The organism is Xanthomonas maliensis (genome assembly GCF_009192945.1).
GTDB classification, from domain to species: Bacteria; Pseudomonadota; Gammaproteobacteria; order Xanthomonadales; family Xanthomonadaceae; genus Xanthomonas; species Xanthomonas maliensis.
Window position 1 is genome coordinate 1 of the sequence record NZ_NSET01000052.1, and the last position, 17,316, is coordinate 17,316.

Below are 17,316 nucleotides of genomic sequence, written 5' to 3' on the forward strand. Positions count from 1 at the left end.
GCCAGCACCGCCAGCACGATGGCGAGCTTGCGCCAGCGTCCACGCGCGGTGCTGTCCTGCAGCGGCGGCAGGGAGTCGACGTCCGGCATCGGCAATGCTCAGCCAGCGCCCGGGCGCTGCGACGCCAGGCCGATCGAACCGATGCCCAGCTTGCTGCACAGATCCAGCACCGCCATGACCTTCTCGTATTGCACACTGCGATCGCCGCGCAGAATGACCGGCAGCTCGGCATTGTTGGCAACGGCATTGCGCAGCTGCTGTTCCAGTTCCTCCATGCTGACCGGCACGGCGTCCAGGCTGACCTGGCCGTTGTTGTCGATGGCGATGACCTTGGTCTTGGGATCGGTCAGCGGCTTGGCAGCGCTGGCCTTGGGCAGATCCACCTTGATGCCTTGCACGGCCGCGGTGGTCATGATGATGAAGATCACCAACAGCACGTACGCCAGGTCGAGCATCGGCGTGATGTTGATGTCGTCGTACGGTTTGCGGCCCTGGACCTTCATCGGCTCAGCCTCCCGCCAGCCGCGCCGGCGCGTCGCCGGCGTAGTCCTCGGCGATGCGCTTTTCCAGCTCGTCGACGAACACCTGCATGTCGGCCGCCACGGCGTCTGCCTGGCTGAGCAGGTAGTTGTAGCCAAACAAGGCCGGGATCGCGACCGCCAATCCGGCGACGGTGGCCAGCAGCGCAGCGGCGATGCCGGGCGCGATCGCATTGATGTTGACGTCGCCGGCGGCGGCCACCGCGGCGAAGGTGATCATCACCCCGACCACCGTGCCCAGCAGGCCAAGGAAGGGGCCGCCGGAGATGGCGATGGTCAACAGCACCATGCCCTTATGGATGCGCTGGCCTTCGCGTACGGCAGCCGCATCCAGTGCCGAGCGGATGGCCGCGATCGACTGCGTACGCACCACCGCATTGCCGCTGGACGCCAAGCGTCCGCGCAGTTCTTCCAGGCCGACCTGCAACAGCCGCGCGAGATTGGAACGCTGTCCATCGAGCGAGCCGGCCGCCTGCAATTGTTGCCAGGTCGGCGCGTGCAGCGGCTGCTGGGCGACCTGTTGCCGGAACAGGCCGAGAAAGCGTGCATTGGCGCTGGCGGTGGCGTTGAGATACAGGCCCTTGCTGATCATCACCCACCAACTGATCAAGGCCATCACTGCCAGGATGGCGATCACTGCCCAGGCATCGGGCGTGAGCGCATTGAGCAGAATGCCGAAGTAGCCATGACCACCTTCGCCGGAGCGTTGTTCCACCGGCTCGAAGGTCGCCAGCCGCGCTTCCACGCCCTGGCTGCGCGCAGCGGCCACGATGGCCGCAACCGGCCGTGCGACCTTGCTGAGTTCCACCTCGTCCATCATGCCGATCAAGTTGGGGCGCGCCGCGCCCGGCTCGCCGCCCAACAGCAGGCCCGCGCTGGCGGCCGGCAGGCTGGCGCTGGTTTCGCCGGCAGGGCTGCCATTGATGTACAGCGCCAGCTGGCGGCCATCGCCGCGCACCGCCACATGCGTCCACGCATCGGCGGCCAGCGGCATGCTGCTGCTCAGCCGGGTGCCGCCGCTTGGTTCGACCACCAGGCTGCCATTTTCCAGCAGCACGGTCAGCGCGCCGGGCAACGCGAACAGTACGCCGGAGGTGGCGCCGGCGGCCGGTTTGACCCAGGCCGAGAGCGTGAACGGCGAGCCCGCCGGCAAGTTCAACGAGGCCGATGCCGGAGCGCTGACTGGGGCCTTGCCGTCCAGCCGCAGGCCGGCACCGATCAGCGCGCTGTCGGCGCTGGCGACCGGGCCGCTCAGCGCATTGGCATAGCCGGTGGCGTCCTGTGTGGCCGCTTGCGCGTTGGCAAAGTGATAGACGGCCAGCGTGTCTGCATCGTAGCTCTGCTTGGCGTCCTCGCCGGCGCTGGCCTCCGGATTGCCGAAGTACACGTAGATCGGCGTGCTCGCATTGGCGGGCAGGGCAGGCAGATCCACCCACGCCAACGCGACCTGGTCGACCAGTCCATCGTATTTCTCGAAGTGATACTTGAGCGGTGTGCGGTCATCGCCGGCGATAAAGCGCACGTCGCTGCCATCCGGCTTGGCGTCGGCAAAATTGAAGTTGCCCGAATGCAGCCGGACCAGCACCTGCACACGCCCGGCCGGTTGCTCCAGCGCCGCCCCGGTCGGGGTGGTGTTGAGCGTCAGTTTGGCCCGGAAGTTCCACTTGCCATCCCACCACGATGCCGCCATCGCCGGCAGCGCGGTCAGCAGCAGACCCAATAACACGCATAACCGCAATTTGCTCACGATCGAACCCCGTTGAAGTGACGTGCACCCGGCCTAGAACTCGCCCCATAGCCGGAACAACACAGTGATGTCGTCGGGCTTGTGCCCGTCCGGACTGGACAGCGGTGCGGCGACGTCGACCGCACTGTTGAGGTGCGCGAACGCCTTCAGCGTCAGACCCAGACCGGTGCTCACCAGCGTCTCGCTGATGCGCTGCTCGGGCAGTGGGTCGCGGATGCGGACATAACCGGCGTCCACGAACGCATACAGACGTGCCTCCTGCACCAGTCGCGCCGCCGCCGAGGCGAACGAGGGACTGCGCAGCTCGACCTGGCCAGCCGTGCCCCAATCGCCCAGCGCCTGGCTCTCGTTGTAGCCGCGCACGCTATCCAGACCGCCGATGCTGAATTGCTCGTTGCTGATCAACGGTTCGGCGGCGAGCTGGGTTTGCAGATGTCCGTACAACTGCACGTCCTGGCCCAGCGTGCGCGTCTGCGTCGCATCGGCGCGCAGATGCATGAAATTCGGCCGGGCGCGGTAGCGCTTGGCATCGAAGCGCTCGGCATCGTCGCCTACGCCGCGCAGGTTGGCGGTGGCGGTGAAGGTCAGCGTGCTGGTGCTGCGCGGGCGCACCCAGCTGGCGTTATAGGCGGCGCTCAGCGGCGCGTAGCGGATCGGCGCTGAACTGCGATCGCTACCGAACAAGGTGTCTTCCTTGAAGTCCTTGACGTCCACGCCAAGGCTCAAGGAATGGAAGAAGCCGTCGCCATTGGGCAGGCTGCGCATCAACCGAATGCCCGACAGCGAGCCGTTACCGATCACGTTGTAGCCGTTGATCGCGGCCACTTGGCTATCGCTGCGCACGGTATAGGCCAGCAACGAGAACGGGGAGCCGGGAAAGCGCGCCAGATACGATGCAGAGAACACGCGGGCATCGTCCGGGTTCTGCGGCGCGGTCTGCGCCGACAGGTTCAGGCTATGGCCGCGCTGCCACAGATTGTCGTAATGCACCGCCGCATTCAGGCGCAGCTCAGAGGTGTTGGCACTCTTGCGATTATTGAGCTCCAGCGAGCCGTGCAAGGGCAAGGTGTCGTCGACGGTGAGGTCGACGTCGACGGTATCGGGAGCCGCACCGGCTTGTACCTGCGGCGTCACTCGTCGATCGGGCAACTGGTTCAACGCGACGATATCGCGCTGCACATCCTTGAAGTTGGGTACGCTGCCCTCGGCCAACGAGGGTGCCCCGCGGATCACGTCGTCGGGCGAGTAGTAGTCCGCGCCGACCACGCGCACACGCCCGACGCGCTGCTCGCTGACCTGCAGCGTGACCAGACCGCTGGCGGCGTCCTGCTCGGGAATGCTGACGGCCACGGTCTCCAATCCAGCCGCTTCGTAAACGCCTTGCAGTGCCGCGCGTGCGCTTTCGACGTCGGCAGCAGTGCGTTGCGGTCCGAGAAACGGATATACCGCGCGCTCGATCTGCGCGTTCTGCAGCTGCGTATTACCGATCACCTGGTAGGCCAGAATGTCGAAGCGCGCACTTGCCGCCGTCTGCTCCCATGCAGCGGCATCAGGTGCACTGGCAGCCAGCACGCCGAGCATCGCGATGCCTCGCAAATCCATCTGAAAGGGGTCCCCGTCACGCGGCACGGATGTCGCCGCCAGCGAGACCTTAAGCGCGGCAAATGACGTTTTTGAAATGCTTTTATGACGGTGCGTTCGTACATTCTGGTCGCGATCGCTTGGTTTCAAGCGAACGCGAGCAGCGTGCGCGCGGATGCATGCGGAAAGCGCGATGCGCGATTAGCAGTCAAGGTGCTCTTGCTCTGATCTTGCGGGATGAGCTGCACCAGCGAATAGGTAATAGCGCGCGCGACGTTGCACGCACCACGTCCGCCGTTGTGCTGCCAGTGCACATGCCGCGTGCGGAACGTCACTGAAAATGCCTGGGCGTATGCGTCCCGATCTCATCATCGGTGCCCAGCTCGCACGGTCGAGGATCCAGGCGCACGGCTGCGCCTGAGGTCCGCTGACGGCATTGCCTCGCGGCGCGAGTGCGGTTGCATCGAACCGCCGCGCATGCGTGGAATGCGACGTCAGGCGATCTCTGGCCCCGCTCGCGATGGTTGAGTCGTCGTCTGCAGCGAACGATCTCCAGCGAGGCAGGTGCCAACTCGATCCGCCGGCTTGGCCTGATGTTCGACGTGTCCACCGATTGCAATGTGCGGTTCGCTCGGCAGGCATCCCGTGCAGGCGTTTGCGCAACGGGCTTGCAAGAATGCGATGGCGCCTTTCCAGCTGCCGTTACGCAGGGTCTGCGGCGCAAGCATTGCGACAGGCGCAGCCCAACGTGCAAACGATCGTGGGCGATCGGCTGCGCTTTGCGCTGCGAGGCCTTTCACGTTGCGATGCTCGCCAGAACCGGCTGCGCGTTGCCGGCTCCTATCGTGGCTGACCACAGCCGATCACTTCCTGCACTTACTACTTTGGTATCAACGTCAGGCTTGCATGATTGTCCATCGGCGTTGCGTGGCGATCGATGGTTTCTTCTATGTCGCTGATTTTGCGGAATTTAATGCCGGCTCCCGTGGATTGATGCCGTCGCTGCATCGATCGATGAGAAAGCAGCAATTATCGCCTTGCATGGGCCGGAGCAGAATCGATCGCACTGAATCACGCACGCAAGTGCGTTGCGATCGTGGAGGCGATGACATGCACAGTTCAAGCGCAGCAATGCGGCAACAGTCGAAACTGGGAATGGTGTTGAGGGTGACCTCAGGCAATTTTCTCGAGCAGTTCGACTTCTTCCTATTCGGGTTCTACGCCACCCATATCGCGGCGGCCTTCTTTCCGGCCAGCAACGAGTTCGCCTCGTTGATGATGACCTTTGCGGTGTTCGGCGCCGGCTTCCTGATGCGTCCACTGGGTGCGGTCATCCTCGGCGCCTATATCGACAACGTCGGCCGACGCAAAGGCTTGATCGTCACCCTGGCGATCATGGCCGCTGGCACGGTGCTCATCGTCGCGGTGCCGCGCTATGACACGATCGGCATCCTGGCACCGCTGCTGGTGCTGCTGGGCCGCTTGCTGCAGGGCTTTTCGGCAGGTGCGGAAATGGGCGGCGTATCGGTGTATCTGGCCGAGATGGCAACCCCGGGCCGACGCGGTTTCTATGCCAGCTGGCAGTCGGCCAGCCAACAGTTGGCCATCGTCACCGCAGCGGCGATTGGCTTTGCACTCAATGCGCTGCTCGCTCCCGACGTGCTGGGGCAGTGGGGCTGGCGCATTCCGTTCGCAGTCGGCTGCGTGATCATTCCCTTCATCTTCCTGTTGCGCCGGAGTCTGGAGGAAACCCAGGCCTACGCCCAGCGCAAGGAGCGCCCGACCATGCGCGAGGTGATCGCCGGTCTGGCGGCCAATGCCAGTACGGTGGTGGCCGGCATGTTGATGGTCGCGCTGACCACCACGGCCTTCTATCTGATCACCGTGTATGCGCCGACCTTCGGCAAGACCGTGCTCAAGCTCAGCACCGGCGATGCGCTGATCGTGACCTTGTTGGTTGGCGTGTCCAACTTCATCTGGTTGCCGATCGGCGGCGCACTCAGCGACCGTTTCGGCCGTAAGCCGCTGCTGCTCGGCATGGCGGTGTTGGGGGTGGTGACCGCGTATCCGGTGCTGGCGTTCCTGGCCAATGCGCCCAGCTTTGCGCATATGCTGCAGGTGCTGTTGTGGCTGTCATTTATCTATGGCATCTACAACGGCGCATTGATTCCGGCGCTGACCGAGATCATGCCGGCGCATGTGCGGGTGGCGGGCTTCTCGCTGGCCTACAGTCTGGCCACCGCGTTGTTCGGTGGGTTTACCCCGGCCATCTCCACCTGGTTGATCCATACCACCGGCGACAAGGGCGCGCCGGCCTATTGGCTGGCGTTCGCCGCGCTGTGCGCATTGCTGGCCACCTTGTATCTGTATCGCCGCCAGGGCAACGCAATGGTTGCGATGCGCATGGCGGCAGGAGCGACGAAATGAAGCGCGTCTTGCAACGCTGGCTGGCGGCGGTCGTCCTATCGGCGACTCTGTGCGCCACGGCCACCGCCGCCGCAGCCGACCATCTGACGGTGATGACGTCCGGAGGCTTTACCGCCGCCTTCGAGCGACTGGCGCCGCAATACGCACAACAGAGCGGCATCGAGGTGGAAACCATCAAGGGTCCATCGATGGGCACGACGCCGCAGGCCATTCCCAGCCGGCTCAAGCGCGGCGAACATGCCGACGTGGTGATCATGGTCGGCTCTGCGTTGCAGACGCTGATCGATCAGGGTCTGGTCGATCCTGCCTCGCGGGTGGAGCTGGCCGATTCGCGTATCGGCATGGTGGTGCGCCATGGCGCGCCCAAGCCGGAGATCGCCACCGTCGAGCAGTTCAAGGACAGCTTGCTGAAGGCGCGTTCGGTGGCGTACTCGGACAGCGCCAGCGGCGTCTACATCGAGACCACGCTGTTCAAGCGGCTCGGCATCGAGCGCGCGATGACCGCCAAGAGCACGAAGATCGAGCGGATTCCGGTCGCATCCAAGGTTGCCGATGGCAGCTACCAGCTTGGCTTTCAGCAGGTGGCCGAATTGCTGCCGGTGCCGGGCGCTGACTTTGTCGCCCGCATTCCCGAGCCGCTGCAGTCGATCACCCGTTATGCGGCGGGCGTTCCGGTCAACGCGGAGCATCCCGAGGCGGCCAAGCGCCTGCTGCACTACCTGCAATCGGCGCCGGCTCAACAGGTTGCGCGCGAGACCGGACTGGACGCGGTGTCACCTTGACGGCGCCGCCATCTGCCGCACGCCCTTGGCCAGCTCCAGCGCGGCCGGGGTCAACGTGCGGCCACGACGGGTGAGCAAGCCCACGTCGCGCACCACCTCCGGTTCGATCAGCGGCACGCTGGCCAGCACGGGATGGGCGTGGGACGGCATCGCGATCGAGGGCACCGCGGCGATGCCGACTCCGGCCTCGACCAGGCCGATCAGGGTGGTGACATGGCGCGTCTCGCAGATGCTGGGACGCTCCGGTGTGAAGCTGGACAAGGCACGATCCAGCACCAGCCGATTGCCGGAGGTCTTGTCCAGCGTCAGATAGTCGTACGCATAGGCGTCCTTCCAGCTCACCTGCGCCTGCTGGGCCAGCGGATGATCGCGGCGGCAGGCGATCACGTAGCGTTCCTGGAACAACGATTCGAACTCTACCTCCGGCGCCAGGTTGCCGCTGAAACTGACGCCAAAGTCCGCCTCGCCGGAAGCCACCGCGGCACTGACGTGGCTGGCGCTGCCGTCGAACAGACGCACGCGGATCTTCGGAAACACCTGGTGCAGGGCGTTGATCGCCTGCGACATGAAGTAGTACGCCGCCGACGGGACGCAGGCGACGGTGACCGTCCCGGCCTGGCTGGCGCCGGGATCGCCAATGCGCAGCAAGGCCAGATCCAGATCGTCGAGCATGCGCTCCACCTGCGGCATGAATGCCTGGCCTACCGTCGTCAAGCTGACCTTGCGGGTGGTGCGTTCGAACAGCTTGACGTTCAGTGCCGACTCCAGCTTATCGATCCGTCGGCTCAGTGCCGGCTGGGTGATACGAATGGTCTCGGCGGCGCGGCGGAAGCTGCCGCTTTCGGCGACTGCACGAAAGGCTTGCAGGTCGTTGAGGTCGAACTTGATGGTCACGGCGGTGCGACGTTCAGCGAGGTCGACTATTCATAGCATGGCGCCTGTCTGCCTGCTATCCGCTGGCAAGGCAGCACGTGCGCGTGATGCGGTCAGGCTCATTCGGTTGGCGTGCCAGCGTTTGCACGCGCGAGTATCGCGTCCACCGTCTGCATGCGCGCTTGCACCGCCGTGGAGGTGAGCGGCGCGATGCTGGTGATGCGCTTGCCCGAGCCATCGACGATGCTGATCGCCAACTTCACCTTCGATCGCTGCGATAGCGTGTGCCAGGCAACGAGCTCGGCAAGGTCCTCGCCAGCGGAGGCGGTGGAATACAGCGAGACGAAGGGCGAGTCCGCCAGCGCGGCATACAGGGCCGGCGCCTGCGCCAAGGGCTGAGCAGGCTTGCGGCGATACAGCGAATGCGCCAGCGGCCCCCGGTCGAGGGGCGCGGCCAGGGTCAAGTAGTCCGTCCACAGGTTGCGGAATGGACCGCCATCGGCGGTGATGTTCAGAACACCGTCGACCACATGGGTCGCTTCGTGCAACAGCAGATATTCCAGCGCCGGAACCGTGCCTGCCTCCAGTTCGATCCGATAGCCGGAATCGTCGGCGTTGAACAGGCGCGCATCCTTGCCGGTGAGGAACGCGCTCAGCGAAGTCTCCAGCACATCCGCGCGCACGGTGATGTCGAACAGCGGCTGGCCGTCGCTGCCGTCATGTGTGCGTGTCAGCGCGGTGCCGGGGCTGCCTGGTCCATCGACGAAACTCAGGCGCGCCAGGTGGCGCTGCAGAAGTTGCCGGTGCAAGGCCGGCAGGGCGTCGATGGCATGTTCGACCAAGGCCCATTCGCGCTCGCTCAGCGCATGGTCGCGGGCGGGCCGATCCGTGCTGGAGAAGGCGCGCAGGCTGTCTTCGTGCGCTGGCTGCACGCGTGCCCGCAGGGGCGTTGCCGACAGGTCGGTGGCGGCCGTCGCCGCGTTGGCGGTGGCTGGCCTGGGTTCGCCTGCTCGGCTGGCAGTCGCGGTCGTCACGGCGGCCAGCAATAGGCAGGCGGCCAGTGGCCTGGAGGGTATGTGCAGCGTCGGCATGGTCGGCACCGGATCGAAGGCAAGGATGCTGTCGCGTTCGCGTGATCCGTATTGCTGGAACTGGCGGGACAGCGGGCTGGGGTGCTCATTGTCCGTTGCTTGCCGCTCCCATTGCCATCACGTCCATCCATACCTGCCATGCCGGCGTTCGATTTCACCGCGCAGCGGGCAGCGCGCACGATGCGCTTCCAGTGCAGGGGCATGCCCTTTGCCACACGGCCACTGCAATCGCAGTGCCCAGCAATCACGCAGATCACCGGAGGCGGCATGTCCGTTCGCAGCAGCAGTCAGAAGTTCATCGCCAGGAATCGCGCACCGCGTGTGCAGATCGAATACGACGTCGAAATCTACGGCTCGCAGAAGAAGGTACAGGTGCCGTTCGTCATGGGCGTACTGTCGGACCTGTCCGGCGCCAATACCGAGAGCTTGCCGGCCCTGGAGGCGCGCGAGGCGGTGGAGATCGATGTCGACAACTTCGACAGTCGGTTGCGCGCCATGCAGCCGCGCGTCGCCTTCAGCGTGCCCAACACGCTCACAGGCACCGGCGAACTGCCGGTGGACGTCACCTTCGACAGCCTGGACGACTTTTCGCCCACCGCGGTGGTGAAGAAGGTGGCACCGCTGGCCGAGCTGCTGGAGGCGCGCACCCAGCTGGCCAACCTGGGCACCTACCTCGACGGCAAGGCCGGTGCCGAGCGCCTGATTGCCGATGCGATCAAGGATCCCGCCCTGCTGCGCTCGCTGATCGCAGCTCCCAAGTCGACCGAAGAGTAACGATCTCATGGCCACTCCCAACCCCGCCACCGTCGCCGAGCAGGCCGACGGCCAGACCGAGCTCTCGCAGGCCGACGATTTTGCCGCCCTGCTGAACCGCGAATTCCGCCCGCGCAGCGAACGTGCCGGCGAAGAGGTGCAGCGTGCCGTGCGCACGCTGGCAGAGCAGGTGCTGGAGCGCAGCGACATCATCAGCGATGACCTCGCGCAGACCATCAATGCGTATGTCGCCGAGATTGACCGCAAGCTCTCCGAGCAGCTCAACCTGATCCTGCATACGCCGCAATTCCAGGCGCTGGAAGGTGCATGGCGCGGTCTGCACTACCTGGTCAGCAACACCGAGTCGGACACCCAGTTGAAGATTCGCGTGCTCAACGTGTCCAAGAAGGAACTCGCCAAGAACCTCAAGCGCTTCAAGGGCACGGCCTGGGACCAGAGCCCGGTGTTCAAGAAGGTCTACGAGGCCGAATACGGTCAGCTCGGTGGTGAGCCCTATGGCTGCCTGATCGGCGACTACCATTTCGACCATAGTCCGCAGGATGTCGACACGCTGCGCGGCATCAGCCAAATTGCCGCCGCCTCGCATGCCCCGTTCATTGCTGCCGCAGGCCCCAGTCTGATGGGCATGGAAAGCTGGAACGAGCTCTCCAATCCGCGCGATCTGGCCAAGATCTTCTCCACCCCCGACTACGCGGCATGGCGCTCGCTGCGGCAGAGCGAGGACGCCAAGTACCTGGCGTTGACCATGCCACGCACACTGGCGCGACTGCCGTATGGGGCCAAGACCGATCCGGTGGAGGCGTTCGATTTCGAAGAGGACACCCAGGGTGCCGACTCGTCGCGCTACACCTGGCAGAACGCGGCCTATGCAATGGCGGTCAACATCAACCGCTCGTTCAAGCAATACGGCTGGTGCACCCGCATCCGCGGCGTGGAGTCGGGCGGGGCAGTGGAAGGTCTGCCGACGCATACCTTCCCGGCCGACGATGGCGGTGTCGACATGAAGTGTCCGACCGAGGTCGCCATCACCGACCGCCGTTCGGCCGAACTGGACAAGATGGGGCTGATGCCGCTGGTGCATCGCAAGAACACCGACATGGCAGCCTTCATCAGCGCCCAGTCGCTGGGCAAACCCGAGGAATACGACGACCCGGACGCCACCGCCAACGCGGCCTTGAGCGCACGCCTGCCGTACATGTTCGCTTGCTGCCGCTTCGCGCATTACCTCAAGTGCATCGTGCGCGACAAGATCGGCTCGTTCAGCACGCGCCAGCAGATGCAGAGCTGGCTGACCGATTGGGTGATGAACTACGTCGATGGCGACCCGGCCAACTCCAGCGAGGAAACCAAGGCGCGCAAGCCCCTGGCCGCTGCCGAGGTGGTGGTCGAGGAAGTCGAGGGCAATCCCGGTTACTACACCTCCAAGTTCTTCCTGCGTCCGCACTACCAACTCGAAGGCCTGACGGTCTCGCTGCGCCTGGTCTCGCGGTTGCCTTCGGCGCAAGCCGCCTGATCGGCAACGTACCTCGGTTCCAAACGCTGATGGCCTGCGGCTGACGACGCCGCGGGATCAGTGCCCCCTTCCTGCACCACCCACGACTGGAGAAGTTTCATGGCTTTCGATATGCATCTCAAATTCGGTTCGGGCGACGTCGAGATCAAGGGCGCGTCCAACCATTCCAAGCACACGGATCAGGTGCCGATCATTGCCTGGTCCTGGGGTGCCAGCAACACCGGCAACCTGCATACCGGCGCTGGTTATGCGGCCGGCGGCAAGGCCAACGTGCAGGATATTTCCGTCACCAAGTACGTCGACAGCTGCTCCAATGCCTTGCTCAATGCCTGCTGCACCGGTGCACGTGTGGATTCGGCCACCTTGTACGTGACCAATGCCACCGGCGAGCAGACCGACTACGTCACGATCGAGCTGAGCGAGGGCGTGATGATCACCTCGGTGTCCACCGGCGGCAGCGGTGGCGAGGATCGTCTGACCGAAAACGTGACCCTGCATTTTGGCAAGTTCAAGTATTCGTTCCAGCCGCAGGACGACAAGGGCAAGAAGCAGGGCGGCACCAAGGACTTCACGTTCAACATGCAGGAAGTGAAGAAGTCCTGAGCCAACGCAGACCGACCGGAGCGCCGATGTCGATGTCCACCGTCCACCCCGAACAGACCTGCGCCCGCCTGCTCAAGGCGGGCAACCCCGAGGCCTCGCTGGCGACCGCCAAGGAGTGGGTGCGGCAATGTCCGGCCGATGCACAAGCGCGCATCGGCTTGTTCCAACTGCTGGCCGTGGTGGGCGACTGGGAGCGGGCGCGGCAGCAGGTGCTGCTGGCGGCAGACCTGGATCGGGCGTGGATCGGCGTGGCTGGCGCGTATGCGCGCATCCTCGACGCCGAACGCGAGCGCGAGCAGGTGCTGGCCGGTCGGATGATGCCACTGATGCCCGGTCAGGTCCCGCAGTGGCAGCACGATCTGCTGCAGGCATTGCAACATGATCGCGACGGCGAGCCAGCGCAGGCCGCACAGCGGCGTGCGCTGGTGCTGACCCAAGCCGATGCCATCGCCGGTTGCGTCGATGGCGAACGTTTCGACTGGCTGGCGGACGCCGATCCGCGTTTTGGCCCCTGTCTTGAAGTCATCCTCGAAGCGGGCTACGCCTGGCTGCCGTTCGCCCAACTGCAAAGCCTGCGTTTCGAGGTGCCTAGCAGTCTGCGCGACATGCTGTGGCAATCGGTGGAGATTCAATGGCGCGACGGCAGGCGCAGCCGTGGTGTGGTGCCTTGCCGTTACCCCGGCAGCCATCACAGCGAGGACGGCGCGATCCGTCTCGGCAAGTGCACCAGCTGGGAGGGTGAAGACCTGTCTGCCTGTGGTTTGGGGCAGCGGCTACTGGCCGGCAGCGAAGACGACTACCCCTTGCTCGATATTCGCCACATTGCATTCGACACCACCGCGGTGGCGGCGTCATGGCCGAACTGACCCAACAAGAGCGGCTGCAGCCGTCGCTGCTGGACCGTTTGATCGACGACCGTCGGCATGAGCTGGCCGAAAGCCGCGACGCGCGCGCGATCGGTCCGGCCAAGCTGCGCGACTGCGTCATGCGCGACCTGACCTGGTTGCTCAACTGCACCCGCCATTGGCATGAGGACGCGCTGCAAGCGTATCCGCATGTCGCCACCTCGGTGCTCAATTACGGCATTCCCGATCTGGCCGGCGCGCGCCTGGCCGGATTGGACGTTGTCGAGCTGCAGAACCGTATCCATGCTGCCATCGTGGCGTTCGAGCCGCGGCTGGCTGCGGCCAGCCTGCAGGTCACCGCCAAGGTCGATGCCGGCCGCATGGACCGCATGTCGCTGTCCTTCGTCATCGACTCCGAACTCTGGGCGCAGCCATTGCCGTTGGCGCTCTATCTGCGCACCGATCTCGACCTGGAAACCGGTCGCTTCAGTCTGTCGTCCGGAGCGCACTGAACATGGATCCGCGCCTGCTCCACCACTACAACCGCGAGTTGCAGCATGTGCGTGAGATGGGTGCGGAGTTCGCGCAGGCGTATCCGAAAGTGGCCGGCCGGCTCGGGATGAGCGGGATCGAGTGCGCCGACCCGTATGTCGAACGCCTGCTGGAAGGGTTTGCGTTCCTGTCCGCGCGCGTGCAACTCGAATTGGAGGCACAGCAACCGGTATTCGCGCAGCACCTGATGGAAATGCTGTATCCGCATTTTCTGTCGCCGGTGCCGTCGATGGCCGTGGTGGAGTTGCAACCGGAGCAGGGCGAGGGCATCGGTCCGGCGGGGCATCTTGTACCGCGTGGCAGCGCGCTGCGCTCGCTGATCGGGCATGGCGACCGCACGGCCTGCGAGTATCGTACGGCGCATGCGGTGACGCTGTGGCCGCTGCGACTGACCGCTGCGAGCTACCTGGCCTCGCCGGCGGCGCTGGCCACGCTTGCTGTGCCGGTCGAGCCGCGCGCACGCGCCGGCCTGCGCCTGGTCTTCAATGTGAACGCCGGGCTGCGTCTGGACATGTTGGCGCTGGACACGCTGCCGATCTTCATTACCGGCGCCGACGGACTGGCCGGCAGCCTCTACGAGCAACTGCATGCCAATGCGTTGGGATTCGTGGTGCGTGCCCGCTCCGCGGATGGGCAGGTGCTCAGTCGCAGCTTCGGCCCCGAGCATCTGCAGCCACAGGGCTTCGACGATGCGCAGGCATTGCTGCCGCGCAGCGAGCGTTCCTTCAGTGGCTATCGCCTGTTGCAGGAATACTTCGCCTGCCCGGAGCGCTTCCTGTTCGCCGCCTTCGACGGCCTGGCACAGGTGCTGCCGCGCGCGGCCTGCAGCGAGTTCGAGATCCTGGTGTGGTTCGATCGCGCCGTCGAACGGCTCGACAATGCCGTGGATGCGAGCAATTTCCGCCTGTATTGCACCCCGGCCATCAACCTGTTTCCCAGGCGCGGCGATCGCATCCATCTACAGCCCGGCATCTCCGAGCATCATGTGCTGGCCGACCGCACGCGGCCGATGGACTTCGAGATCCACGGCGTGGAGCAGGTCGAGGGCTTCGGTGATGGCAATACGCCGATGCAGCGTTTCGAGCCGTTCTATGGCGCGCAGCCGCGCAGCTGGCATGAGCGGCGCTCGGCGTTCTATGCCCTGCGGCGTCAGCCGCGGCGGCTGTCGAGCGGGCAACGCCGCACAGGGCCGCGCTCGAGCTACGTCGGCAGCGAGCTCTTCCTGTCGCTAGTGGATGGCGATCAGGCGCCGTATCCGCATCAGCTGCGGCAATTGGGCATGCAGCTGTGGTGCAGCAATCGCGACCTGCCGCTGCATATGCCGGTGGGCAAGTCCAGCACCGACTTCGTGCTCGACGACGGCGGTCCGGTGGCGGCGATCCGCTGCGTGGCCGGGCCGACGCGCCCGCGCTCGGGCGTGACGGCCGGCGACACCCGCTGGCGGCTGATCAGCCATCTGCAGTTGAACTATCTCTCGCTGCTGGAGGCCGGCGACGACGGCGCTACCGCGGTGCGCGAGATGCTCACGCTCTACCACGACCCGCACGATGCCGCGGCGCGGCGCCAGGTCGAGGGCGTGCGCCGCATAGCCTCGCGCCCGATCGTGCGCCGCATTCCAGTGCCGGGTCCGGCCACCTACGGCCGTGGTCTCGAGATCACCTTGACCTGCGACGACGCTGCGTTCGAAGGGCAGGGTGTCTACCTGCTCGCCTCGGTGCTGCGCCATGTCTTCGCCCGTCAGGCATCGCTGAACTCCTTTACCGAAACCGTGCTGTGCACGCTCGAACGCAACGAGGTCGCCCGATGGCCAGCCCATCTCGGCAATCGGCCGACACTGTAGCGCTGCTGGCGCACCTGGATGCTCAACCACAGGACTTCGAGCTGTTCGAGGCGCTGCGGCGGCTGGAGTGCGCGCATCCGGCCCAACCACGGTTGGGCCAGGCAGCGCGGCCGCTGGAGGAGCCAGTGCGCTTGGGCCAACGCGCCTCGCTGGAGTTCCCGCCGCGCGATATCGACAGCCTGCAACCGGGCTCGGACGGTCTTCCGCCGACGCTGCGGACGCTGGCCTTGGGTTTGTTCGGCCCGCATGGCGCGCTGCCGCTGCACCTGACCGAACACGCGATCGAGCGCGAAGGGGCTGGCGACCCGACCTTCGCCGCCTTCGCCGACATCTTCCACCATCGCATGATCGCGCTGTGGTATCGCGCCTGGGCCGATGCGCGCCCCACTGTGCAGATGGATCGTCCGGGCGAGGACCGCTTTGGCGCCCGACTGGATGCGCTGACCGGTGTGGACCAACCCGCGCTGCGCGGCCGCGATGCGATGCCGTTGGCCGCACGCCGGCACTTCGCTGGTCGCTTCGTCGCCCAGGCGCGCAATGCCGAAGGCCTGCGCGCGGTGCTGATCGGCCTGTTCGATGTGGCCGTGCAGGTGCAGGAATTCGTCGCCAACTGGTTGCCCTTGCCGGAGGACGGACGGTTGCGCATGGGCCGTGCCGCTGCGCGCATGGGGCGCGACGCCACGCTGGGCGCATCTTCGCGCAACGCCCAGCACCGCTTTCGCTTGCGGATCGGCCCTTTGGATATCGCCCGCTACCGCGAGTTCCTGCCCGGCGGTCAAGCCTTGGATGTGCTGACCGCCGCGGTACGCGGCTACGTCGGCGATGAGCAGGCCTGGGACCTGCAATTGGTGCTGGCGCGCGAAGACGTCCCGCTGCCGCTGATGGGGCAGGGGCAGCGGATCGGCCTGTCGCTCTGGCTCGGCCACTATCGCCGCCCACGCGATGCCGACCAGCTCGTACTCGCACCCTCCTGATCGACCTCTGTATCCCTTTTTCTGGAGTTTCCATGGCAGACATCAGTCGCGCCGCCTTGTTCGGCAAGCTCAACAAGACCACGTATCGCGGCATCGAATCCGCCACTGCCTTCTGCAGGCTGCGTGGCGATCGCGAGGTGGATCTGCTGCATTGGCTGCATCAGTTGCTGCAGGCGCAAGACGGCGACCTGCATCGCATCGTGCGCCATTTTTCGCTCGATGTGGCCCGACTTGCGCAGGACCTGACCGCGGCACTCGATCGGCTGCCGCGCGGCGGTGGCGGGCACTTCGATCTATCGGCCAGCGTGGAGGAGGTCGTGGAACGCGCCTGGGTGCACTGCACGCTGCGCTATGACCGGCAGCGCATCCGTGGCGGCGACCTGCTGGTGGCGATTCTGCACACGCGCAGCCTGCGTAACGGCTTGCTGGCCATGTCCAGCGAGTTCGGCAAGCTGCGGGCCGAGGCGCTGGCCGAGGATTTGGACGCCATCGTCGCCGGCTCGCCGGAGGACGATGCCACCGACAGTGCGGCAGCCAGCGCTTCCGCTGGACCAACCGCCGCTGGTGGGACTGCCGCGCTCGCGCTGTATACGGTCGATCTCACCGCGCAGGCGCGCGAGGGCAAGCTGGACCCGATCATCGGCCGCGACGACGAGATCCGCCAGGTCGTCGATATCCTGATGCGACGCCGCCAGAACAACCCGATCCTGGTCGGCGAGGCCGGTGTCGGCAAGACCGCGGTGGTGGAAGGCTTGGCACAACGCATCGCCCGCGGCGACGTGCCGCCCGCACTGAAGGACGTGCAATTACGCACGCTCGATGTCGGCCTGTTGCAGGCCGGCGCCAGCATGAAGGGCGAATTCGAGCAGCGCCTGCGCGCAGTGATCGACGAAGTACAGGCCAGCCCCAAGCCGATCGTCCTGTTCGTCGACGAAACCCACACCCTGGTCGGCGCCGGTGGCGCGGCCGGTACCGGCGATGCGGCCAACCTGCTCAAGCCCGCATTGGCGCGTGGCACCTTGCGCACCGTAGGCGCGACCACCTTTGCCGAGTACAAGAAGTACATCGAAAAAGACCCCGCGCTGACGCGGCGTTTCCAGGCCGTGCAGGTGGACGAGCCGGACGAAGCCAAGGCGGTGCGGATGATGCGCGGTGTCGCCTCGACGATGGAACAG

At 65.5% G+C, this 17,316-nt stretch carries 16 protein-coding genes; 10 read left to right on the forward strand and 6 right to left on the reverse strand.

What is annotated here, in order from left to right:
• Nucleotides 1–98: 98 nt before the first annotated feature.
• The 4 genes from CKY51_RS16240 to CKY51_RS16255 form a co-directional block, all read right to left on the reverse strand.
• Nucleotides 99–503, reverse strand: coding sequence for an ExbD/TolR family protein (locus CKY51_RS16240; protein WP_022973035.1), 405 nt, complete (start codon nt 501–503; stop codon nt 99–101).
• A 4-nt stretch (nt 504–507) separates the two neighbouring features.
• On the reverse strand, nt 508–2,286 hold the full coding sequence (locus CKY51_RS16245) for a DUF2341 domain-containing protein (protein ID WP_031340125.1): 1,779 nt from the start codon (nt 2,284–2,286) through the stop codon (nt 508–510).
• Between the two features lie 33 nt (nt 2,287–2,319).
• A complete protein-coding gene (locus CKY51_RS16250; protein ID WP_022973033.1) occupies nt 2,320–3,888 on the reverse strand; it encodes a ShlB/FhaC/HecB family hemolysin secretion/activation protein in 1,569 nt (522 codons plus the stop codon).
• A gap of 125 nt (nt 3,889–4,013) precedes the next feature.
• Complete coding sequence (locus CKY51_RS16255; protein ID WP_022973032.1) at nt 4,014–4,202, reverse strand: hypothetical protein; 189 nt, start codon at nt 4,200–4,202, stop codon at nt 4,014–4,016.
• A gap of 748 nt (nt 4,203–4,950) precedes the next feature.
• On the opposite strand from CKY51_RS16255, the gene tcuC reads away from it, so the two are divergent.
• Entirely contained in the window at nt 4,951–6,294 is a 1,344-nt protein-coding gene (gene tcuC / locus CKY51_RS16260; RefSeq protein WP_425509522.1) for an MFS transporter, read from the forward strand.
• Complete coding sequence (locus tag CKY51_RS16265; RefSeq protein WP_022973028.1) at nt 6,291–7,076, forward strand: substrate-binding domain-containing protein; 786 nt, start codon at nt 6,291–6,293, stop codon at nt 7,074–7,076. The genes tcuC and CKY51_RS16265 overlap by 4 nt, the downstream gene beginning before the upstream one ends.
• Here CKY51_RS16265 and CKY51_RS16270 read toward each other — a convergent pair.
• Nucleotides 7,068–7,970: a LysR family transcriptional regulator gene (locus CKY51_RS16270; protein ID WP_022973027.1), complete on the reverse strand. Its 903-nt coding sequence runs from the start codon at nt 7,968–7,970 to the stop codon at nt 7,068–7,070. The two genes, CKY51_RS16265 and CKY51_RS16270, sit on opposite strands and share 9 nt — an antisense overlap.
• Nucleotides 7,971–8,068: 98 nt before the next feature.
• Nucleotides 8,069–9,040, reverse strand: coding sequence for a hypothetical protein (locus tag CKY51_RS16275; RefSeq protein ID WP_022973026.1), 972 nt, complete (start codon nt 9,038–9,040; stop codon nt 8,069–8,071).
• 267 nt (nt 9,041–9,307) lie between these two features.
• Between CKY51_RS16275 and tssB the strand changes: the two genes are divergently transcribed.
• The 8 genes from tssB to CKY51_RS16315 all read left to right on the forward strand — a co-directional run.
• Entirely contained in the window at nt 9,308–9,814 is a 507-nt protein-coding gene (gene tssB / locus CKY51_RS16280; protein ID WP_152249503.1) for a type VI secretion system contractile sheath small subunit, read from the forward strand.
• A gap of 7 nt (nt 9,815–9,821) precedes the next feature.
• A complete protein-coding gene (gene tssC, locus CKY51_RS16285) occupies nt 9,822–11,327 on the forward strand; it encodes a type VI secretion system contractile sheath large subunit (protein WP_152249504.1) in 1,506 nt (501 codons plus the stop codon).
• 99 nt (nt 11,328–11,426) lie between these two features.
• On the forward strand, nt 11,427–11,930 hold the full coding sequence (locus CKY51_RS16290) for an Hcp family type VI secretion system effector (RefSeq protein ID WP_152249505.1): 504 nt from the start codon (nt 11,427–11,429) through the stop codon (nt 11,928–11,930).
• Between the two features lie 32 nt (nt 11,931–11,962).
• Nucleotides 11,963–12,796: a type VI secretion system accessory protein TagJ gene (locus tag CKY51_RS16295; RefSeq protein ID WP_038221673.1), complete on the forward strand. Its 834-nt coding sequence runs from the start codon at nt 11,963–11,965 to the stop codon at nt 12,794–12,796.
• A complete protein-coding gene (tssE, locus tag CKY51_RS16300; protein WP_022973021.1) occupies nt 12,784–13,287 on the forward strand; it encodes a type VI secretion system baseplate subunit TssE in 504 nt (167 codons plus the stop codon). Before CKY51_RS16295 ends, tssE begins: the two co-directional genes overlap by 13 nt.
• Nucleotides 13,288–13,289: 2 nt before the next feature.
• Nucleotides 13,290–15,167, forward strand: coding sequence for a type VI secretion system baseplate subunit TssF (tssF, locus tag CKY51_RS16305; protein ID WP_022973020.1), 1,878 nt, complete (start codon nt 13,290–13,292; stop codon nt 15,165–15,167).
• Nucleotides 15,131–16,141: a type VI secretion system baseplate subunit TssG gene (tssG, locus tag CKY51_RS16310; RefSeq protein ID WP_022973019.1), complete on the forward strand. Its 1,011-nt coding sequence runs from the start codon at nt 15,131–15,133 to the stop codon at nt 16,139–16,141. Before tssF ends, tssG begins: the two co-directional genes overlap by 37 nt.
• A gap of 32 nt (nt 16,142–16,173) precedes the next feature.
• Nucleotides 16,174–17,316 (forward strand): Clp protease N-terminal domain-containing protein (locus CKY51_RS16315; protein ID WP_152249506.1); only part of this gene is annotated, 1,143 nt, incomplete at its 3' end.